This is a genomic window from Blastococcus sp. SYSU DS0753 (assembly GCF_054051175.1).
Genome location: NZ_JBJHAT010000025.1, coordinates 1 through 19,163, shown reverse-complemented (window position 1 = coordinate 19,163; position 19,163 = coordinate 1). Strand labels below are relative to the sequence as shown.

Annotated in this window: 23 protein-coding genes; 11 read left to right on the top strand and 12 right to left on the bottom strand. The window is 75.1% G+C overall.

Translation table 11 applies throughout. The annotated features are described in order from the left end of the window. Positions 1-12: 12 nt before the first annotated feature. Positions 13-1,359, top strand: coding sequence for an FGGY family carbohydrate kinase (locus ACI799_RS16600; protein ID WP_456613498.1), 1,347 nt, complete (start codon positions 13-15; stop codon positions 1,357-1,359). A gap of 13 nt (positions 1,360-1,372) precedes the next feature. On the opposite strand, the gene hisN is transcribed toward ACI799_RS16600, so the two are convergent. Both hisN and ACI799_RS16590 read right to left on the bottom strand, forming a co-directional pair. After that, positions 1,373-2,212, bottom strand: a complete 840-nt coding sequence (hisN, locus tag ACI799_RS16595; protein WP_456589283.1) for a histidinol-phosphatase — start codon at positions 2,210-2,212, stop codon at positions 1,373-1,375. Between the two features lie 22 nt (positions 2,213-2,234). Beyond that, complete coding sequence (locus ACI799_RS16590; RefSeq protein ID WP_456589282.1) at positions 2,235-2,417, bottom strand: DUF2795 domain-containing protein; 183 nt, start codon at positions 2,415-2,417, stop codon at positions 2,235-2,237. 53 nt (positions 2,418-2,470) lie between these two features. Between ACI799_RS16590 and ACI799_RS16585 the strand changes: the two genes are divergently transcribed. Continuing rightward, positions 2,471-3,007 (top strand): DUF2087 domain-containing protein, encoded by a 537-nt coding sequence (locus tag ACI799_RS16585; RefSeq protein WP_456589281.1) that lies wholly within the window; start codon positions 2,471-2,473, stop codon positions 3,005-3,007. A 74-nt stretch (positions 3,008-3,081) separates the two neighbouring features. Then, positions 3,082-3,801, top strand: a complete 720-nt coding sequence (locus ACI799_RS16580; RefSeq protein ID WP_456589280.1) for a hypothetical protein — start codon at positions 3,082-3,084, stop codon at positions 3,799-3,801. Here ACI799_RS16580 and rsgA read toward each other — a convergent pair. From rsgA to ACI799_RS16565, 3 genes are all read right to left on the bottom strand, one after another. Next, positions 3,795-4,811, bottom strand: a complete 1,017-nt coding sequence (gene rsgA, locus ACI799_RS16575; protein ID WP_456589279.1) for a ribosome small subunit-dependent GTPase A — start codon at positions 4,809-4,811, stop codon at positions 3,795-3,797. The genes ACI799_RS16580 and rsgA overlap by 7 nt on opposite strands. After that, entirely contained in the window at positions 4,808-6,091 is a 1,284-nt protein-coding gene (gene aroA / locus ACI799_RS16570; protein ID WP_456589278.1) for a 3-phosphoshikimate 1-carboxyvinyltransferase, read from the bottom strand. Before aroA ends, rsgA begins: the two co-directional genes overlap by 4 nt. A 94-nt stretch (positions 6,092-6,185) precedes the next feature. Beyond that, on the bottom strand, positions 6,186-7,649 hold the full coding sequence (locus ACI799_RS16565) for an NAD-dependent succinate-semialdehyde dehydrogenase (RefSeq protein ID WP_456589277.1): 1,464 nt from the start codon (positions 7,647-7,649) through the stop codon (positions 6,186-6,188). Positions 7,650-7,788: 139 nt separating this feature from the next. Here ACI799_RS16565 and ACI799_RS16560 point away from each other — a divergent pair, with 139 nt between their 5' ends. Together ACI799_RS16560 and ACI799_RS16555 are read left to right on the top strand one after the other, a co-directional pair. Then, complete coding sequence (locus ACI799_RS16560) at positions 7,789-8,535, top strand: SOS response-associated peptidase (RefSeq protein ID WP_456613497.1); 747 nt, start codon at positions 7,789-7,791, stop codon at positions 8,533-8,535. Position 8,536: 1 nt separating this feature from the next. Beyond that, positions 8,537-10,090: a fused MFS/spermidine synthase gene (locus ACI799_RS16555; protein WP_456613496.1), complete on the top strand. Its 1,554-nt coding sequence runs from the start codon at positions 8,537-8,539 to the stop codon at positions 10,088-10,090. Positions 10,091-10,092: 2 nt separating this feature from the next. On the opposite strand, the gene ybaK is transcribed toward ACI799_RS16555, so the two are convergent. After that, on the bottom strand, positions 10,093-10,566 hold the full coding sequence (gene ybaK, locus ACI799_RS16550; protein ID WP_456597171.1) for a Cys-tRNA(Pro) deacylase: 474 nt from the start codon (positions 10,564-10,566) through the stop codon (positions 10,093-10,095). 197 nt (positions 10,567-10,763) lie between these two features. Between ybaK and ACI799_RS16545 the strand changes: the two genes are divergently transcribed. Then, positions 10,764-11,459 carry a sigma-70 family RNA polymerase sigma factor gene (locus ACI799_RS16545; RefSeq protein WP_456589273.1) on the top strand — a complete coding sequence of 232 codons (696 nt, stop codon included), beginning with the start codon at positions 10,764-10,766 and terminating at the stop codon, positions 11,457-11,459. Next, entirely contained in the window at positions 11,456-11,794 is a 339-nt protein-coding gene (rsrA, locus tag ACI799_RS16540) for a mycothiol system anti-sigma-R factor (RefSeq protein ID WP_456589272.1), read from the top strand. Before ACI799_RS16545 ends, rsrA begins: the two co-directional genes overlap by 4 nt. Positions 11,795-11,909: 115 nt before the next feature. Here the strand turns inward: rsrA and ACI799_RS16535 are convergent, their stop codons facing one another. Continuing rightward, a complete protein-coding gene (locus ACI799_RS16535) occupies positions 11,910-11,984 on the bottom strand; it encodes a 50S ribosomal protein bL37 (RefSeq protein ID WP_014377707.1) in 75 nt (24 codons plus the stop codon). Positions 11,985-12,159: 175 nt separating this feature from the next. Between ACI799_RS16535 and ACI799_RS16530 the strand changes: the two genes are divergently transcribed. Beyond that, positions 12,160-13,209 carry a biotin carboxylase N-terminal domain-containing protein gene (locus ACI799_RS16530; RefSeq protein ID WP_456613495.1) on the top strand — a complete coding sequence of 350 codons (1,050 nt, stop codon included), beginning with the start codon at positions 12,160-12,162 and terminating at the stop codon, positions 13,207-13,209. A 30-nt stretch (positions 13,210-13,239) separates the two neighbouring features. Continuing rightward, positions 13,240-13,491, top strand: a complete 252-nt coding sequence (locus tag ACI799_RS16525; protein ID WP_456599540.1) for a biotin/lipoyl-binding carrier protein — start codon at positions 13,240-13,242, stop codon at positions 13,489-13,491. Positions 13,492-13,549: 58 nt separating this feature from the next. Here ACI799_RS16525 and ACI799_RS16520 read toward each other — a convergent pair whose 3' ends face one another. Beyond that, complete coding sequence (locus tag ACI799_RS16520; RefSeq protein WP_456613494.1) at positions 13,550-14,047, bottom strand: GNAT family N-acetyltransferase; 498 nt, start codon at positions 14,045-14,047, stop codon at positions 13,550-13,552. A gap of 80 nt (positions 14,048-14,127) precedes the next feature. Between ACI799_RS16520 and ACI799_RS16515 the strand changes: the two genes are divergently transcribed. Further along, entirely contained in the window at positions 14,128-15,609 is a 1,482-nt protein-coding gene (locus ACI799_RS16515; protein ID WP_456589268.1) for a sensor histidine kinase, read from the top strand. 129 nt (positions 15,610-15,738) lie between these two features. Here ACI799_RS16515 and ACI799_RS16510 read toward each other — a convergent pair whose 3' ends face one another. Then, entirely contained in the window at positions 15,739-16,104 is a 366-nt protein-coding gene (locus ACI799_RS16510) for a WhiB family transcriptional regulator (protein ID WP_456613493.1), read from the bottom strand. Positions 16,105-16,268: 164 nt separating this feature from the next. Then, positions 16,269-17,294: a diacylglycerol/lipid kinase family protein gene (locus ACI799_RS16505; protein WP_456599542.1), complete on the bottom strand. Its 1,026-nt coding sequence runs from the start codon at positions 17,292-17,294 to the stop codon at positions 16,269-16,271. An 88-nt stretch (positions 17,295-17,382) separates the two neighbouring features. Between ACI799_RS16505 and ACI799_RS16500 the strand changes: the two genes are divergently transcribed. Beyond that, entirely contained in the window at positions 17,383-17,865 is a 483-nt protein-coding gene (locus tag ACI799_RS16500) for a hypothetical protein (RefSeq protein WP_456597177.1), read from the top strand. Positions 17,866-17,950: 85 nt separating this feature from the next. Here the strand turns inward: ACI799_RS16500 and ACI799_RS16495 are convergent, their stop codons facing one another. Together ACI799_RS16495 and ACI799_RS16490 are read right to left on the bottom strand one after the other, a co-directional pair. Next, positions 17,951-18,733 carry an HAD-IIA family hydrolase gene (locus ACI799_RS16495; RefSeq protein ID WP_456589265.1) on the bottom strand — a complete coding sequence of 261 codons (783 nt, stop codon included), beginning with the start codon at positions 18,731-18,733 and terminating at the stop codon, positions 17,951-17,953. Between the two features lie 24 nt (positions 18,734-18,757). Beyond that, positions 18,758-19,163, bottom strand: a 406-nt coding sequence (locus ACI799_RS16490) for an N-acetyltransferase family protein (RefSeq protein ID WP_456613492.1), incomplete at its 5' end; no start/stop codon positions are given.

The window sequence follows — 19,163 nt, the reverse complement described above, 5'->3', positions numbered from 1 at the left end:
CGTCGGCAGCCGATGAGGACGGGCCTCTTCCTCGGGGCGGACCTCGGCACCAGCGGGCTGAAGGTGGTCGTGCTGCGCGACGACGGCGCCGTCGTGGCCGAGGCCGAGTCCCCGTACGCGTACGACCGGCCGGCGCCGGACCGGGCCGAGATCGACGTGGCGGTGTGGCGGGGCGCCCTGGACGCGGCCCTGGACGAGCTCTCGCCGGTCCTGCGGGGTTCCCGGGTGCGAGCGCTCGGGCTGTCGGGTCAGATGCACGGCACCGTCCTGGTGGACGACGCCGGTGCGCCGCTGCGGCCGGCGGTGCTCTGGCCGGACACCCGCGCGGTCGACGAGCTGGCCGGCTGGCGGCAGCTCGCCACGGCCGACCGGGCCGCGCTGGCCAACCCGCTCGTGCCCGGGATGACCGGGCCGGTGCTCGCCTGGCTGGCCCGGCACGAGCGGGAGGTGCTCGGGCGGGCGGCGGCCGTCCTGCTGCCCAAGGACGCGCTGCGGGCCGCGCTCGTGCCCGGCGGCTCGCCGGTCACCGACCGCAGCGACGCCTCCGGCACGCTGCTGTGGGACGTCCCGGCGGACGGGTGGTCGAGTGCCGCGACCGCTGCCGCCGGGGTGCCGGCACGGCTGCTCCCCATGGTCCGCCCCGGCACGGAGCTGGTCGGCGCGGCTGCCCTGCCCGTCGGGGAGGTGCCGGTCGTCGTCGGCGCGGCGGACACCCCGCTGGCCCTGCTGGCGGCGGGCACGGACACCGGCCTGCAGGTGAACCTGGGCACCGGTGCGCAGGTGCTGCGCCCGGGCTGGTCGCCGCATCCGGTGGTGGACCCCCTGGTGCACGGCTACGCCGACGCGCAGGGCGGCTGGTACGCGATGGCGGCCCTGCAGAACGGCGGCTCGGCCTGGGCCTGGGTGTGCGGTGTCCTGGGCCTGTCCTGGGCCGAGCTGTTCGCGGCGGCCGCGTCGGTGCCCGACGCCGGGGGAGCGGTCTTCCGGCCCTTCCTCACCGGCGAGCGGGGCGGGGTCGCCGGACCGGAGGACCGCGCCGGCTGGGACGGGCTGCACCCGGGAACCAGCCGGGCGCACCTGGCGCGTGCGGCGGTGGAGGGCGTCGTCGGGGCGGTGGCCGCCGCGACGGGGCTGCTCGAGCCACCCGACGACGACGTCCCGGTGGTGCTCACCGGTGGCGGGGTGCGGTCCGCTCCGGTGCCGCAGCTGCTCGCCGACGCCCTGCGGCGCCCGGTCCAGGTCGTGCACCTGCGCAGCGCCTCGGCCGTCGGTGCGGCGCTGCTGGCCGCGCGCGGTGTCGGGGTGGACGTCGTCCCGGTGCGCGAGGCCGGGCCGGTGGTCGATCCGTCGCGGTGCTGATCAGTGGAGCTGATCAGGAGGGCGGGACCGGCGGGGCGGAGGTCAGCGGGTGGACCGTCTCGCCCGCCCCCAGCCGCTCCAGGGCGGCGTCGTGCAGCTTGCCGTTGGTCGCCAGGGCGCTCCCGCCGGCCGGGCCCGGAGCGCCGGAGACGTCGGTGAACCGGCCGCCGGCCTCGCGCACGATCACGTCCAGCGCGGCGAGGTCCCAGATCGAGACCTCCGGCTCGCAGGCGATGTCCACCGCCCCCTCGGCCAGGAGGACGTAGCTCCAGAAATCGCCGTAGGCACGCGTGCGCCACACCGAGCGGGTGAGGTCGAGGAAGCCGTCGAGCTGCCCCCGCTCCTCCCAGCCCGAGAGGCTGGAGTAGCTGAGGCTGGCGTCACCGAGCCGGGCGACCTCCGACACGCGGCAGCGGGTGGCCGACTCCAGCCGGCGTCCGGTCCAGGCGCCGACGTCCTTCGCCGCCCACCACCGCCGGTTCAGCGCCGGCGCCGAGACCAGCCCGACGACCGGTTCGTCGCCGTCGAACAGCGCGATCAGCGTGGCCCACACCGGCACGCCGCGGACGAAGTTCTTCGTGCCGTCGATGGGGTCGAGCACCCAGCGGCGGGACCCGTGGCCGGTCGTGCCGAACTCCTCGCCCAGCACCGCGTCGCGGGTGCGTGCCCGGCTCAGCGTGATGCGCAGCATCTCCTCGACCGCCCGGTCGGCGTCGGTGACCGGGGTCAGGTCGGGCTTGGTGTCGACCGTCAGGTCCTGCGCCTTGAACCGCTCCATGCTGATCGAGTCGGCCTGGTCGGCCAGCACGTGTGCCAGCCGCATGTCCTCTGAGAAGCCCCGACCCGACGTCATGGGCACCCAACCTAGCGGGGAGTCAGTCGAAGACGGCGGAACTGACCCCGCTCGGGCCCTCGTACTCGCGGTCCTCGATGTTCCTCAGCGCGTCGAGGACATCCTTGTCGCCACCGTGCTGCTCGGCGTGCTTGACGATGTCGTCCTTGCCCGCGGGGTAGTCCATGCCGGACAGGGCCTTCTGGATGTCGATGGGGCTGACCATGGTCGGGGTCCTACCCCGCACCCGGGCACCGATGCACGGATACCGTCGGGTGCGTGGACGCAGCGACGATCGCGGGGCTGCTCGCCGACCCGGTGCGGCTGAAGGTCGTGGCCGCGCTGGCGCTGGGCGCCACGACCATCGAGGAGGTGGCCGCGGCGTCGGGGCTGTCGTTGAAGGAGGTCGCGCTCGCCGCCCGGCGGCTGGCCCGCGGAGGGCTCGTCGCCCGCGACGGGCACTCCCTGGCGCTGCGCACCGAGCGGTTCGGGGCAGCCGCCCGCGCCGCGGCGGAGGCCGCGCCGCCACCGGAGCCGCTGTCGGACGACCCCGCTGCCGACGCCGTCCTCACCGCGTTCGTCCGCGACGGCCGGCTGACATCGATCCCCGCCCAGCGCAGCAAGCGGCTGGTGGTCCTCGACCACCTGGTGCGCGTGTTCGAGCCCGGCGTCCGCTACCCCGAGCGCGAGGTGAACGCGCTGCTGGCGGTCTGGCACCCCGACGTCGCCGCGCTGCGCCGCTACCTGGTCGACGAGGGCCTGCTCAGCCGCGATGCGGGGGTCTACTGGCGCAGCGGCGGCTACGTGGAGGTCTGAGTCACCTCATCGACGTGTCGACCTGTCGACGAATCCGTTCGACGACCCGCTGCCGGCCCCCGCAGACTGCCGGCGTGGCCCCGACCCCGTCCGCCGATGCCTTCGCCGCCCTCGCGCGTTCCTCGCCGTGGCGGTGGACGACGCTCCGCTTCACGGTGTCCTGGCCGGGCGACCCGTGGCGGGCCACGCCCGTGCGGGCGTGGCTGCGCCGGCCCGACTCCCTGCGGGTGGAGGACCTCGACGGCGCGGTGCTGCAGGCCGGCCGTGATTCGCGCCTGACCGTGCCCGCTGCCGCACCGGTGTGGCGGGCCGACGGTCTGGTGGCGGAGCGGCCGTGGGGAGTGCTCCACGACGACCCGATGTACGAGAACTACTTCTGGATCGCGATGCTGGACCCGGCCGAGCTCGCCGACTCGCACACGGATGCGGAGCCCGGCGAGCCGCCCCTGCTGGTGGACACGGTGGTCACGACCGAGCACGGCGGACGCCCGGCGTGGGAGGCCGTCGCCCGGGTGACGCCGGCCTACGAGCCGCGCTGCGGGTGCTGCTCGCTGCTCCGCTCGCGGGACGTGGACGTCGTCGAGTACCGGGACCACCCCCAGCAGGTGCTGGCCACCTACCCCGAGGCGCACCGGGTCCGCCTGGACCTGCAGACCGGTGCCTGCGTGCTGACCGAGGCCCTCGGGGGCGACGTGGCGGGTCAGGGCCACGACCTGCAGATCGAGGCGGTCGACGAGCCGATGGCCGACGACCTGTTCACCGAGCCGCGGCGGAGCTGGTTCCGCCGTCAGTAACCGGGGCCGACCTGGCCCACCGCACCCAGCAGGACGCGCAGGGCGGCCAGCTGCTGCTCCCGGGCCGGCGGTCCCGCGGCGGCCCAGGCGTCGAGCGCGCACTCGGGGTCCTCGGCGGTGTGCCCGCAGCCCGGTGGGCACTCGGTGGCGGCCTCGGCGATGTCCTCGAAGGCGGCCAGGACGTCGTCGGCGGTGACGTGCGCCAGGCCGAAGGACCGGATGCCGGGGGTGTCGATGACGGTGCCCCCGCCGGGGAGGTCGAAGAGCACGGCCGACGACGACGTGTGCCGGCCCTTGCCGATCTTGCTCACGTCGCCGGTGGCGCGAAAGGCGTCGGGCACCAGCCGGTTGACCAGCGTCGACTTGCCGACGCCGGACTGCCCGACGAACACGCTCATCCGGTCCCGCAGCCGTTCGGTCAGGTCGTCCAGCGGCAGCTCCAGCGACATCGGGACGGCGTCCAGGCTCAGCCCGGCGTAGCGGTCCAGCAGCGGCTGCGGTGACGCCAGGTCGGTCTTGGTGAGGCACAGCAGCGGCTCGAGCCCGCCGGCGTACGCGGCGACCAGGCAGCGGTCGAGGAAGCCCAGCGCCGGCTCGGGGTCGGTGACCGAGGTGACGATGACGAGCAGGTCGGCGTTGGCCACCACCACGCGCTCGGTCGGGTCGGTGTCGTCGGCGGTGCGCCGCAGCGAGGTCGTGCGCTCCTCGATCGCGACGATGCGGGCAAGGCTGTCGGTGCGGCCGCTGGTGTCGCCGACCACCCGCACGCGGTCACCGACGACGACGCCGTGCTTGCCGAGCTCGCGGGCGCGCATGGTGGTCACGTCGACGGCGCCGTCGGGCCCGTCGACCCGCACCGTCATGCGTCCGCGGTCCACGGCGATCACCAGACCGGGCACGGCGTCGGCGTGCGTCGGGCGGGTACGCGTGCGGGGGCGGGAGCCACGGCGGCTCGGCCGGACCCGGACGTCGTCCTCGTCCATGCGCCGGGCGCCGCGCTGCGCGCTCACGAGAGGGCTCCGCCCGGCCCGCCCAGCAGCCTCGACCACCGCTCGCGGAAATCGGGCAGCGTCTTGGTGACCGCGCCCGGGTCGGCCACCCGGACCCCCTCGACGGCCAGGCCGAGGACGGCGGCCGCCATGACCATGCGGTGGTCGGCGTAGGAGTCCAGCAGGGCCGGCCGCTGCGGGCCGGGCGCGATCTCCAGCCCGTCGGGCAGCTGCCGCACCCGGGCGCCGACGGCGGTGAGCACCTCGTCGAGCGCCTGCAGCCGGTCGGTCTCGTGCCCGCGCAGGTGGGCGATCCCGGTCAGCCGGGAGGGGCCGTCGGCCAGGGCGCACAGCGCGGCCAGCACCGGCGTCAGCTCGCCCACCTCGCCGAGGTCGGCCACGAGCGGGCGGACGCCCGCCCCGCCGGTGACCCGCAGCGCGCCGTCGGGGGTCCGCTCGACGGAGGCGCCCATGGCGGCCAGCAGCCGGTCCAGCTGCGCGCCCGGCTGGGTGGTCACCGCCGGCCAGTCGCGCACCGTCACCCGCCCGCCGGTCACCAGCGCGGCGGCGAGGAACGGGGCGGCGTTGGAGAGGTCGGGCTCGACGACGCGGTCCAGCGCCGCGACCGGCCCGGGGACCACCCGCCAGCCGCTCCCGGTGCCGGTGACGTCGACGCCGTGCTCGCGCAGGGTCGTCACCGTCATCTCGACGTGCGGCATCGACGGCACCCCGCCGGTCAGGGCCAGGTCGATGCCCTCGTCGAACCGGGCCGCGGCGAGCAGCAGCCCGGAGACGATCTGCGAGGACTCGCTCGCGTCCACGGTGACCGCGCCCCCCCGCACCCGCCCCGTGCCGTGCACGGTGAACGGTGCCCGGCCCCGGCCGTCGTCGTCGACCTCGACCCCGAGTGCCCGCAGGGCGCCGATCAGCCCGGCGTTGGGGCGCTCACGCAGCCGCGGATCGCCGTCGACCGTCACGTCGCCGTCGGCGAGGGCGGCCACCGGCGGCAGGAACCGCAGGATGGTGCCGGCCAGGCCTGCGTCGACCGTCACCGGCCCCCGCAGCCCGCCCGGGGTGACCAGCCAGTCCTCGCCGTCCTCGTCGACCCGCACCCCCAGTGCCCGCAACGCCGCCGCCATCAGGTCGGTGTCCCGGGCGCGCAGCGGGCGGACCAGCCGGCTGGGGCCGTCGGCCAGGGCGGCCAGCACGAGCGCCCGCGCGGTGAGGGACTTGGAGCCGGGCAGCGTGACGACGGCGTCGACGGGAGCCGGGTGGTGCGGCGCGGACCAGACGTCTGACACGTGATCAGTCTGCCCGGTCACCCGCGCCGCACCGTGGCCCCGTCCCGAGGCTCGCGCCGAGCGTGCGAGGCGAGAGGAGGACGGGGTCCTTCCATCAGCCCGCCTGCGGCTTGTCGGCCTTCTTGACCGGCACGGTGCGCAGCAGCCGCCGGTTGGCGAACTCGAACATCGCCAGCTCGGAGAGCTCCCGGCCGTAGCCCGAGCGCTTGATGCCGCCGAACGGCAGCTCGGGGGAGGAGCCGGTGGGCTGGTTGATCCACACCATCCCGGCCTCCAGCCGCTCGGCCACCGCGCGGGCGCGGTCGAGGTCGCTGCTCATCACCGTGGCGCCGAGGCCGAAGGCGCTGTTGTTCGCCAGCTCGACCGCCTCGTCGGCGTCCTTCACCTTGTAGACGACGGCGGCCGGGCCGAACAGCTCCTCGCTGTAGGCGCGCATGTCCGGGGTGACGTCGGTGAGGATCGTGGCCTCGACGAACGCACCCGGGCGGTCGGGCCGCCGGCCGCCGGCGACCACGGTCGCCCCCTTGTCGATCGCGTCCTGGATCTGCGCGTGCAGGTCCTGCGCGGCCCGCTCGCTGGACAGCGGCGCCAGCGACGTCGAGGAGTCGGCCGGGTCGCCCGGGGAGAAGGTCGAGAACGCCTGCTTCAGCCCCTCGACGAACGGCTCGTACAGCTCCTCGGTGACGATCAGCCGCTTCGAGGCGGTGCACGCCTGCCCGGTGTTCTGCATCCGGCCCATCGTCGCGGCCTTGACCGTCGCGGCCATGTCGTCGGCGTCGAGCACGATGAACGGGTCGCTGCCGCCGAGCTCGAGCACCGACTTCTTGAGGTGCTTGCCCGCCAGCGCGCCGACCGCGCTGCCGGCGCGCTCGCTCCCGGTGAGGGTCACGCCCTGGATGCGGGGGTCGGCGATGACCTGCTCGACGTCGGAGATGCGCAGGAAGGTGTTGGTGAAGACGCCCTCGGGTGCACCGGCGTCGGCGAACAGCTGCTCGATCGCCACCGCGCACTGCGGGGTGATCTCGGCGTGCTTGAGGATGACGGTGTTGCCGAGCACCAGGTTCGGGCCGGCCACCCGGACCACCTGGTAGAAGGGGTAGTTCCACGGCTCGATGGCGAGCAGGACGCCGATCGGGCGGGTCTCGATGACCGCCTCGCCCTTGCCCATCAGCGGCTGGATCGGCGTCGGCTCCAGGAAGCCGGGGCCGTTGTCGGCGTAGTACTTGAGGATCATCGAGCAGAGGTACAGCTCACCGGTGGCCTCGTCGCGGCGCTTGCCCATCTCCGTGGTGATGAGCTTCGCCAGGTCCTCGCGGCGCTCGTCCATCAGCTCGGCGGCTCGGCGCACCACGGCGGCGCGGTCGGCGACCGGGAGCTCGCGCCACTGCTGGTAGGCGGCGTGCGCCCGCTCGATGATGCCGTCGATCGCCTCGGTCGGCGTGAAGTCGAACTCCTTCTCCGTCTCGCCGGTGAAGGGGTTGACCGTCGCGTAGCGCCGGTCGGCGCTGTCGCTGGCGGTCTTCGGGTGGTCGGTCGGTGGGTTCTGCGTCGCGGTCACGCGGTGATCCTCGTCTCTCGTCGAGCGTTCCGACAGGGGGCCCCTACCCGGTGGTCGCGGGCGCACGCACGGGCACCGGCTCGTCGGTGGCCGCACCTAGAGTGCTGGGGGAACAGCCCCGTGCCCTCGAGGAGGCGCCATGTGCGGTCGCTACGCGGCCAGCCGCAAGCCCGAGGACCTCGCGCTCGAGTTCGAGGCGGTCCCGGCCGGCGGGCAGCCCCCGCTGGCCGCCGACTACAACGTGGCGCCGACCAAGGACGTCTACGTCGTCCGGCACGCCCGCGAGCGCGACGCCGAGGGCGTGCCGACCGGTGGAGGGTTCCGCGAGCTGCGGGCGGTGCGCTGGGGGCTGGTGCCCTCGTGGGCCAAGGACGTGTCGGTCGGCAACCGGATGCTCAACGCCCGGGCGGAGTCGCTGACCGAGAAGCCGGCCTTCCGCAGCGCGGCGCGCTCGCGGCGGTGCCTGGTCCCGGCCGATGGCTGGTACGAGTGGGCCAAGCGCCTGGACTCCCCGGCCAAGCAGCCCTACTTCATCACCCCCGAGGACGGGTCGGTGCTCGCCATGGCCGGCCTCTGGGAGGTCTGGGGAAAGGGGGAGGACCGGCTCTACACGTGCACCGTGGCCACCGCCCCGGCCACCGGTGCGCTCGCCGAGATCCACGACCGGATGCCGCTGGTGCTCCCGCGGGAGCGCTGGGCGGAGTGGCTGGACCCCGCACGCGAGGACGTGGCGGAGCTCGCCCGGTCCACCCCGCCGGAGCTCGTCGCCGGCCTGGAGCTGCGGCCGGTGAGCCCGGCGGTCAACAGCGTGCGCAACAACGGGCCCGAGCTGCTGGCCCGGGCGGACGGCGTGGACGCCCCCGCCGACCAGCCGGCGCTGTTCTGACGTGGCAGCGGACGAGGCATCCGCCGGTGCTCCGGTCGACACGCCGCCGCCACCCCCACCACCGGGCGGCGCGCTGCCGGCCTGGGTCGCGGCGGGGCTGACCTTCCTCAGCTCCGGCGCGGTCCTCGTGCTGGAGATCGTCGGCCTTCGGCTGATCGCGCCCTACGTCGGCGTGACCGTCCAGACGAGCACCGCCGTGATCGGCTTCGCCCTCGCGGCGATCGCCGTCGGCGCGTGGCTGGGTGGTGCGACGGCCGACCGCACGGACCCGCGCCGGCTGCTGGCGCCGCTGCTGATCGCCGGCGGGGCCCTGGTCGTCGCCGTGCTGCCGCTGGTCCGGTTCACCGGCTCGCTGCTCAGCGGGGCCGACGCCGGGGGCGTGCTGCTGCTGGCCGCGGTCGCCGTGGTCGTGCCCGCGGCGCTGCTCTCCGCCGTCCCGCCGATGGTCGTGAAGCTCCAGCTCGCCAGCCTGGACGAGACCGGCGCGGTCGTCGGGCGGCTGTCGGGCATCGGCACGCTCGGGGGGATCGCGGCGACGTTCGCCACCGGGTTCGTGCTCGTGGCGGTCCTGCCCAGCAGCGTCATCCTCGTCGTCACCGGTGCGGTCACCGTGCTCACCGGCGTGGCGGTCGGCGTGGTCCTGCGGCGCGGTGGCGGGCCGCGCACCGTCCCGGCCGGCCTGCTCGTCCTGGCCGTCGTCGGCGCCGGCCTCGCCGCGGTCGCCCCCACCCCCTGCGAGGAGGAGACGGCCTACCACTGCGCGCGGGTGGTGGCTGATCCGGAGCGGCCCTCGGGCCGGGTGCTGATGCTCGACACCCTCCGGCACTCCTACGTCGACCTCGCCGACCCGACCCACCTGGAGTTCGCCTACATCCGGGCGGTCGCCGCGGTGACCGATGCCGTCTTCCCCACGGGCGAGCCCATCTCCGCACTGCACGTCGGGGGTGGTGGGCTCACGCTGCCGCGGTACCTCGCCGAGGTGCGGCCCGGCACCGAGAGCGTGGTGGTGGAGGTGGACCCCGGCGTGGTCGCGATGGACCGCGAGCAGCTCGGGCTGGAGACGTCGGCCGACCTGCGGGTGCGGGTCGCCGACGGCCGGGTCGGGCTGGCCGAGGAGCCGGCGGGGCAGCGCGACCTCGTCGTCGGCGACGCCTTCGGCGGGCTCTCCGTGCCCTGGCAGCTGACCACCCGGGAGGCGCTGGAGCTGGTCGACCGGGCGCTGGCCGACGACGGCGTCTACGCGGTCAACCTCATCGACCACCCACCGCTGTCGTTCGTGCGCGCCGAGCTGGCCACGATGCGCGAGGTGTTCGAGCACGTGGTCCTCCTGGCCCGCGCGCCGGTCCTGGCCGGGGAGGACGGCGGCAACGTCATCGCGGTGGGGTCGCAGCGGCCGCTGCCCGCCGAGGAGATCGCCGCCGCGCTGACCCGCCGGGACCTGGCCTGGCAGGTGGCGGAGGGGGAGGAGCTGACCCGGTTCATCGGGGACGCCCGCGTGCTGACCGACGACTTCGCCCCGGTCGACCAGCTCCTGACGCCGTACGCGGCGCCCTGACCTCAGCGTCCGATGGAGGCGGTGCGGGCGCGCGTCAGCCGCACCAGCTCGGCCGGGGGCAGCTCCAGCTGCAGCCCGCGCCTCCCGGCGCTGACCAGCACCGTCGGGAAGTCCAGGGCGGAGGCGTCGACGACCGTGGGCAGCGCCTTGCGCTGCCCCAGCGGGCTGATGCCGCCGAGGACGTAGCCGGTGGCCCGCTCGGCGTCGACCGGGTCGGCCATCGCCGCCTTGCGTCCACCGGCGGCGGTGGCCAGCGCCTTGAGGTCGAGGGTCCCGCTGACCGGCACCACGGCGACGGTGAGGACGCCGTCGACCCGGGTGACCAGGGTCTTGAACACCTGCCGCGGATCAGCCCCCAGTGCGGCGACCGCTGCCTCGCCGTGGCCCTGGTCGGCCGGGTGCTCGGGGTCGTACGGGTGCAGCGTGTGGGCCACCTTCGCCTGCTCCAGGACCCGTACCGCCGGGGTTGCCGCCACGGCGCCGCAGCGTAGCGAGCACCGGCCCGTCGGGAATGGCCGCGGCCGCCGGTGCCGTTGCACCGGCCGTGAGCAGCAGCGTCTCCACCACTCGCGCACGGGCTGTGCACCGGCGTCCCCCGGGCCGTCCGGACGCCGCACGGCTAGGATCGACCGACGTGGTGCCCCGCGTCCGGGGGCCCCGGAGAGGACGGTCGGTGCCTGAGGATTCCGTGGTCGACAACCCCGGTCAGCTGCCCGAGGGCGCGCCGGTGGAGGTGCCGGAGGCCCGCGAGGGCGGGAGTCGCACGGAGCTCGCCGAGACCCGCGCCGAGCGGGACGCCCGGTTCGAGCGCGACGCGCTGCCCTACCTGGACCAGCTCTACCCGGCGGCCCTGCGGATGACCCGCAACCCGGCCGACGCCGAGGACCTGGTGCAGGAGACCTTCGTGAAGGCCTACTCCGCGTTCCACCAGTTCGCCGAGGGCACCAACCTCAAGGCCTGGCTGTACCGGATCCTCACGAACACCTACATCAACAGCTACCGCAAGAAGCAGCGGCAGCCGCAGCAGTACCCCACCGACCAGGTGCAGGACTGGCAGCTCTACGCCGCCGAGGAGCACACCTCCTCGGGCCTGCGGTCGGCCGAGATCGAGGCGCTGGACCACCTGCCGGACTCCGACATCAAGGAGGCCCTGCAGCAGCTGCCGGAGGACTTCCGGCTCGCGGTCTACCTGGCCGACGTCGAGGGGTTCGCCTACAAGGAGATCGCCGAGATCATGGGCACGCCCATCGGCACGGTGATGTCCCGGCTGCACCGCGGTCGCCGAGGGCTGCAGAAGCTGCTGGCCGACTACGCCCGGGAGCGGGGCTTCGTCCGCGCCGGGGCCGGTGAGGAGGCGACCCGCCCGTGAGCGACCAGCAGGGGGCCGGTGAGCCCCTCGACATCAACTCGTGCGACGACGTCCTGACGCACGTCTTCGAGTTCCTCGACCACGAGACCTCCGACGAGCGCCGGGGCGTGATCGCCGAGCACCTCGACGAGTGCTCGCCCTGTCTGCGCCAGTTCGGCATCGAGCAGGAGTTCAAGGCGCTGGTCCGGCGACGCTGCGGTGGCGACAAGCCGCCGTCGGGTCTGCGCGACCGCATCAAGATGCAGCTGACGAGCGTCTCGTTCGAGGAGGACGGGACCCAGGTCAGCGTCGAGCGGCTGACGATCGAGCACTCGGAGGAGCGTCCCACCGCCTGAGAGGACGCGGCTAAACGTCAGAGGCCCAGAACCCGTCGGGTTCTGGGCCTCTGGCGTCCGGCCCCGTTCAGGGGCCCACCCTGAGCCTGCGAAGGGTGGGGAGGACGGGGTCCTTCTAGGCGTTGGGGCGCTTGCCGTGGTTGGCCTTGTTCCCCTTGCGGGAGCGACGCTTGCGTCCGCGCTTGGACATCGCTGCCCTCCTCTCATACTTGCTGGTGGGCCGGGCGGCCCGTGGGTTGTGCGGGGGGCCGGAGCCGGCGCACGCGGGGTGCGCCGCGCTGGCGGACCCGCCAAGCTGACCCGGCAAGCCTCTCACGGGGAGAGCCGGCCGTGCGCCGGGCAGGGCGAACGCAGGAGGAGCAGCAGTGCCGCAGCTGGGGATCGAGACCGTCCTCGTCGCCGGACGGGGACCCGCTGGGTGCGCCGTGGTCCGGGCGTGCCAGCGGCTCGGCCTCAAGGCGGTGGCGGTGCACAGCGAGACGGAGCGCTCGGCACGGCACGTCCGCCTGGCCGACGACGCAGTGCTGCTGGGGCCTGCGCCGGCCGCCGAGTCCTACCTGGCCGTCGACCGGATCGTGGAGGCGGCCCGGCGCAGCGGAGCCGACACGGTGCTCCCGGTTCCTCCCGCCCTGGCCGGCAACGCGCGACTGGCCGCCGAGGTGGTCCGGGCGGGGCTGCGCTGGGGCGGTCCCGATGCCGAGGTGCTGGAACGCCTCGGTGGTGACGGCGTGGAGCCGGCCAGCGAACGCGGCTTCCTCGCTTGGGTCACCGCCGACGGACTGCGTTTCGCCACCTCGGTGGCCCGGGATCGTGCCGCCGGCATCGCACGCGTGTCCTGGACCCCCGGCGAGCCCCGGCAGCTGCCCGCGGCCGCGCACCGCCTCGCCGAGGTGGGCTGGCGCGGGCTGGTCACCGTCGGCATCGCCCCCGACGGCGAGCTGGCCGAGGTCGCCGCGGGCTTCTCGCTGGACATGGCGGTGCTCGAGCGGTCGCACGGCGTCGACGCCGTCGAGCTGGCGCTGCGCAGCGCCGTCGGACCCCGGGTCCCCGGGCCGGGCCCCGTGGCCCGCACCGAGCCGCGGGCGGCGGTCGTCGCACAGCTGCGCGCCACGCTCCCGCCGGGGACCGCCGGCCGGATCAGCGGTCGCCTCCCCGGCTCCGGGCGACCGCCCGCGGCCGAGGGCGGCGTGGACCTGGTCGCGGTCAGCGGTTACGACCCCGGTGACCGGCTGGACGGCTGGTACGACGCGCTGCTGGCCACCGTGAGCGCCGGCGCGGACGACGTCGCGGCGGCGGCGCGTGCGGCCGGCCTGGCGCTGTCCGGGCTGGCCGGGGCCGGGGTGCCGCACGACGGCCCCGAGGTCTGCGCGGTGCTCGGCGGGCTGGCCGAGGGGCGCGCCTTCCCCGGAACCTGACGCCCGGGGCCCGTGCTTGGATGGGGGCTCATGATCGGGCGGGCGCGGGAGGTTCCGGTGGCGGTCGAGGAGATCCACGCGGAGATGGTCTCCAGTGTCTGGAAGGTCCTGGTGGAGCCCGGTGCGCGGGTGTCCGCCGGTGACACGCTGGTGATCCTGGAGTCCATGAAGATGGAGATCCCGGTGCTCACCGAGCGCGCGGGGACCGTGCAGGAGCTCCACGTGGTCGAGGGCGAGGTCCTCCAGGAGGGCGACCTCATCGCCACCGTCGCCGACGCCTGAGAAAGGACCCCGTCCTCCCCACCCCTCGCAGGCTCGGGGCGGTCCCCTGGACGGGGCCTCAGACGTCGCGGGTGTAGACGAGCAGGTCGACGCCGGGGGCGGGCGTCCAGTCGCGCGCCGGCAGCCGGGTGAAGCCCAGCCGCTCGTAGAGCCGGTGGGCCGCGCGCATGCGCGTGCCGGTGGAGATGACGACGCGCCGCCGGCCCGCCGCGCGGGCGCGGGTCAGGCACGCCTGCACCAGGGCGGCGCCCACTCCGCGGCCCTGCGCCCGCGGGTCGACCACGAGCATGCGGAAGCCGGCCTCGTCGGGGGACTCGAGCACCTCGCCGAACTCGCCGCCCGCCACGAACGCCACGCTGCCGATCAGCCGGCCGGCCTCGTCGCGGGCGACCAGCAGCTCGGCCAGCCGCGCACGACCGGCCACGTCGGCCAGCTCGGCGGCGTACCCCGCCGACGCCAGGCCGCCGCGCACGTACACGTCCACGGTGAGCGCGGCGATGCGGTCGTGGTCGGCGGGGACCGCCGGCTCGATGCGGACGGCGGGGAGGGGAGGCACGCGGTGCAGCGTAGGAGAGGACCCGGTCCCGCTCGCCCGCTCGGGGTGGGCCTCGGGACGGGCCATAGGCTCGGGGCACCATGAGCAGCCTCTCGGAGCGCCTCACCCGTGGCACGGCGTCCAGCCCCGCCCAGATCGACCACGCCCGGCGGCTGGTCGCCGACTGGCAGCTGCTGGCCGACCTCGCCTTCGCCGACCTGACGCTCTGGGTGCCGCTGTCCTCGGGATCGTGGTGGTGCGTCGCCCAGGTCCGCCCGCTCACCGCGCCGACCAGCCGGCCGGAGGACATGGTCGGCGTCGAGGTGGACGCCGACGCGGCGCGGTCGTTCACCGCGGCGCTCCGCGACGGGCGGCCGGTCACCGACGGGGAACCGGACCGGTCGGGGACGCCCCCGCGCCGGCGCGAGGTCATCCCCGTGCGGCACGAGGGCGTGGGGATCGCCGTCCTGGCCAAGGACACCAACCTCGCGGTGACGCGGGCGCCGTCGACGCTCGAGCTCACCTACCTCGACATCGCCGCCGACCTCTGCCTCATGGTGTCCGCGGGCACCTTCCCGCCGGTCAGGGCGCAGGACGCGGAGATGAGCCCGCGTGTGGGGGACGGGCTGGTTCGCCTCGACGGGGCGGGCAGGGTCACCTACGCCAGCCCGAACGCCCTCTCGGCCTACCGCCGGATCGGGGTGGTCGGCGACCTGGCCGGCGCCGTCCTCGCGGAGGTGACGTGCCGCGTGGTCACCGACCGCGTGGCGGGGGAGGCGGCGGCCGCCGGCATCACCGCGGCGATCGCGGGTCGCTACCTGGACCCCATGGACGTCGAGGCAGCCAGCGCGACGCTGCTCCTGCGGGCCCTGCCGCTGCACGCCCCCGGCGCCGAGCCCGGGGCGCTGGTGCTGGTCCGCGACGTGACCGACGTGCGGCGTCGGGACCGGGCGCTGCTCACCAAGGACGCGACCATCCGGGAGATCCACCACCGGGTGAAGAACAACCTGCAGACGGTCGCCGCGCTGTTGCGTCTGCAGGCCCGCCGGATGACCGAGCCCGCGGCCCGGGCGGCGCTGGAGGAGTCGGTGCGCCGCGTGGCGTCCATCGCGGTCGTGCACGAGACGCTCGCCGGCAGCCGGGAGGACGTCGTCGACGTCGACGACGTCCTGGACCAGGTGCTCCCGATGCTCGGTGACCTGACCTCCGTGGGGCCCGCGGCCCGCACCCGCCGCACCGGCTCGTTCGGCGAGCTGCCCGCGGCGGCGGCGACCCCGCTGGTCCTCGCCGTGACCGAGCTGCTGCACAACGCGGCCGAGCACGCGTTCCCCGAGGGGGAGCCGGGGGTCATCGAGCTGGTCGCCGAGCGCGAGGGGGACGACCTACGGGTCCGGGTCCGCGACGACGGGCAGGGCCTGCCACCGGACTTCGACCCGGCGACGAGCGACGGGCTCGGCCTGCAGATCGTGCGGACGCTGGTCACCAGCGAGCTGGGCGGGAGCCTGACGATGGGGACGCTGGAGGGCCGGTCGGGCACCGAGGTCGTGCTGACGTTGCCCTGCACCGCCCGGCCGCGGCGGTGAGAGCTGCACCGTCCCGGACGACGCCGAGGCCGGTCCGGGAGGACCCGGACCGGCCTCGTGGCGGTCGGTGCGTTCGCGGTGGTGCGGTGGGCCGCCGGTGAACCCCGGCGGCCGTCGTGGTGGTCCGGATCAGGCGGTGTGGACCCGGGTGCGAGCCTGACGCCGCTTCAGCGCGCGCCGCTCGTCCTCGGAGAGCCCACCCCAGACACCGGAGTCCTGGCCCGAGCGCAGGGCCCAGTCCAGGCACGACGAGACCACCGGGCAGCGCTGGCACACGGCCTTGGCCTGCTCGATCTGGACGAGAGCGGGGCCGGTCGTCCCGATCGGGAAGAACAGCTCCGGGTCCTCGTCCCGGCAGAGCGCGCGGTGGCGCCAGTCCATGGCGTTGTACTCCTCGATGTCGTCTGCGGTCGGTGCGTCAGTCGCCTTGCTCGGTCTGCGATCGCCGGGCCGACACCGGTCACCCAGCGTCTTGGCGGCAGCGACTGCCTGCATTGTTACCGGCAGGTTGCGTCCCAGCAGCGATGTTTTCACGTGCCGGACGCCTGTCAAGCGAATCGGGGTCGACGCTGACCCCCGCGTGAGCAACCTCACCACGCCCGTGCTAGGCCCGCCACCCGGCGGGGGGAAAAGCCGTGCCGATCACTCAAGAAGAGCCGTCAGGCGATCACGCGCAGGGCGTGCGGGACGTCCGTGATCCGGACGCCGGTGGCCGTGCCCAGGTGGTCGCCGTCGACCTGCCAACCCTGCGGCCGGACGGCGGTGATCGACAGCTCCCGGAGGTCGTGCCACCGGTGCAGACCGCGTCCGCGCAGATCCGGCTCGGGCCGCATGGTCTGCCGCAGGGCGCGCAGCATCCGGGCGGCACCCATGCGGCCCAGGGCGAAGACGTCCAGCCCGGTGTCGAAGGAGGCCTGCGGCGTCGGGTTGACCGGTCGCGCCCCCAGGTAGGTCCAGGGGCTGACGTTGGACACCAGGCAGAGGAACAGCTCCTCGACGGGTGGCTCGCCGGGCACCTGGAGCGTCATCGCGGGGCGTCGCCGCTCCCGCCCGAACAGGAAGGCGCTGGTGCCCTCCCGGACGTAGAGCGCGCCGGTCGACCGGCGCCCCCGGGCGCGATGGGCCTCCACCCGGGCGATCACCTCGGCGTCGAACCCGAAGCCGGCGGCGAACACGAACCACCGGGGGGCGGTCCACCCCGGGCCGTCGGCGTCGGCGTCGGCCCGGGCAACCGCCTCTGCCGCCTCCGGCGCGACCCCCGTGACCGCCGCGGTGCTCGTGCCGGTGGCGCTCGCGGTGCCCAGCGACACCGACCGCGTCCGGCCGGCGCGCAGCGAGGCGAGGATCTCGGCGGTCGCCTCCACCGGGTCGCGTGACCGGCCGAGGGCCCGGGAGAACACGTTGGTCGACCCGCCCGGCACGACCGCCAGCGTCGGCACGGCCGGTCCGGGCCCGTCGGTGAGCAGGCCGTTGACCACCTCGTTCACGGTGCCGTCGCCGCCGAGGGCGACGACGACGTCGATCCCCTCGGCGGTCGCCCGGGCGCCCAGTTCACGGCCGTGCCCCCGGTGCGTCGTCTCGGCGACGTCCACCTTCAGCTCGCTGGCCAGCGCGCCGACGAGCACGTTGCGCATCTTGGCGGTCGTGGTCGTGGCCGCAGGGTTGACGACCACGAGCGCGCGCATGCCGCCAGGCTATCCAGCGGCCCGGCGTGGATGCGGCAGGACGTCCGGTGGGCGACCGCAGCCCGGGCCCGGGCGTAATCTCGCCGTCGTGACCGAGGACCGCGGAGCGCCCACCCCGCCGCCCCGTCGCCTCGCCGACCGGCTGTTCGGTGCCACCGCCGCCCAGCCGGCGCCGCGCCCCGCCGGGCCGGCGACGGAGGCGCCGCCGTCACTGCGCCGGGCGGCCCTGGCGGTGGCCCTGGAGGCCGTGGCGTTCGCGGTGGGCGCGCTGGTGCTGCTCTACCTCACGTTGACCGGCGCCCCGCAGAGCGTGCCCCGCGCGCTCGCCGAGGTGGTGCTGGCCGCGCTGGCCGCCGGCGTGCTCGGGGCCGCCGCGCGAGGGCTGTGGCGGGTCGCCGGCTGGGCCCGGGCGCCGGTGGTGGCGATGCAGCTGTTCCTGGGGCTGACCGGCTTCACGTTCGCCTTCTCCGCGCAGCAGCCGCTGATCGGCCTGCCGATCCTGGCGCTGGTGGGCGCGGTGCTCTACCTGCTGGCCGCGCCCGACTCGCGGCTGGCGTACGACGGCCGCTGAACGAGGACCCCCTTCCCCCATCGCTCGCACGCTCGGGGCGGGCCCCTGAACGGGGCCGGTAGGGGGTGGGCGACGGGTTCCTTCTTCAGACCAGGTCGATCACGTCGGCGATGGAGTCGAGGACCCGGCTGGGCCGGAACGGGAAGCGGCTCACCTCGCTCGCGGAGGTGGACCCGGAGAGGACCAGCACCGTCTCCAGGCCCGCCTCGATACCGGCGACCACGTCGGTGTCCATGCGGTCGCCGACCATGATCGTCGACTCCGAGTGCGCCTCGATCCGGTTCATCGCGCTGCGGAACATCATCGGGTTGGGCTTGCCGACGAAGTACGGCTTGGCGCCGGTCGCCGCGGTGATCATCGCGGCCACCGAGCCGGTGGCCGGCAGCGGACCCTCCGGCGAGGGGCCGGTCACGTCCGGGTTGGTCGCGATGAACCGGGCGCCGCCCTCCACCAGCCGGATCGCCCGCGTGATCGCCTCGAACGAGTACGTGCGCGTCTCCCCGAGGACGACGTAGTCCGGATCGGTGTCGGTCATGACGTACCCGACCTCGTGCAGCGCGGTGGTCAGCCCCGCCTCGCCGATGACGTACGCCGAGCCGCCGGGCAGCTGGGTGGCGAGGAAGTCGGCGGTCGCGAGTGCCGAGGTCCAGATCGCCTCCTCGGGTACGAGCAGGCCGGTCCGGCTGAGCCGGGCCGCGAGGTCGCGGGGCGTGAAGATGGAGTTGTTGGTCAGGACGAGGAACCGGCGCCGTCGCTCGACCAGCCGGTCGAGGAACTCCTTGGCACCCGGCAGGGCGTTCCCCTCGTGGACGAGGACCCCGTCCATGTCGGTCAGCCAGCACTCGATCGGTCCGCGCTCGGTGGTCACGGGTCGAACGCTAGCGCCGCGCGGTCAGGTTCGGTCGTCGGAGGCGAACGACGCGAGCGCGTCGTCGGTCAGGCGGAACACCGTCCACTCGTCCATGGGGACGGCGCCGGCCGCCCGGTAGAAGTCGATCGACGGGGTGTTCCAGTCCAGCACCGACCACTCCAGCCGGGAGTAGCCGCGCTCGACGCAGACCGCGGCGAGCGTGCGGAGCAGCTCCTTGCCCAGGCCCGTGCCCCGGTGCCGCGGCTGGACGTAGAGGTCCTCGAGGTAGATGCCGTGGGTGCCGCGCCAGGTGGAGAAGTTGAGGAACCACAGGGCCATGCCCACGACCTGGCCGTCGCGGGGGGGGGCCGCGCCGCCCCCCCCCGCCGGGGGCCCCGCCCACGCCCTCCCGCGGGGGGGCGCGCCGCCCCGGGCGCCCGCCCCGGGG

What these genes read in the sequence shown, in the direction of transcription:
- ACI799_RS16600 (WP_456613498.1), top strand. Translation starts at nt 13, where the DNA reads ATGAGGACGGGCCTCTTCCTCGGGGCGGACCTCGGCACCAGCGGGCTG.
- hisN (WP_456589283.1), bottom strand. Translation starts at nt 2,212, where the DNA reads ATGACGTCGGGTCGGGGCTTCTCAGAGGACATGCGGCTGGCACACGTG.
- ACI799_RS16590 (WP_456589282.1), bottom strand. Translation starts at nt 2,417, where the DNA reads ATGGTCAGCCCCATCGACATCCAGAAGGCCCTGTCCGGCATGGACTAC.
- ACI799_RS16560 (WP_456613497.1), top strand. Translation starts at nt 7,789, where the DNA reads ATGTGCGGTCGCTACGCGGCCAGCCGCAAGCCCGAGGACCTCGCGCTC.
- ACI799_RS16525 (WP_456599540.1), top strand. Translation starts at nt 13,240, where the DNA reads ATGATCGGGCGGGCGCGGGAGGTTCCGGTGGCGGTCGAGGAGATCCAC.
- ACI799_RS16515 (WP_456589268.1), top strand. Translation starts at nt 14,128, where the DNA reads ATGAGCAGCCTCTCGGAGCGCCTCACCCGTGGCACGGCGTCCAGCCCC.
- ACI799_RS16510 (WP_456613493.1), bottom strand. Translation starts at nt 16,104, where the DNA reads ATGCAGGCAGTCGCTGCCGCCAAGACGCTGGGTGACCGGTGTCGGCCC.
- ACI799_RS16505 (WP_456599542.1), bottom strand. Translation starts at nt 17,294, where the DNA reads ATGCGCGCGCTCGTGGTCGTCAACCCTGCGGCCACGACCACGACCGCC.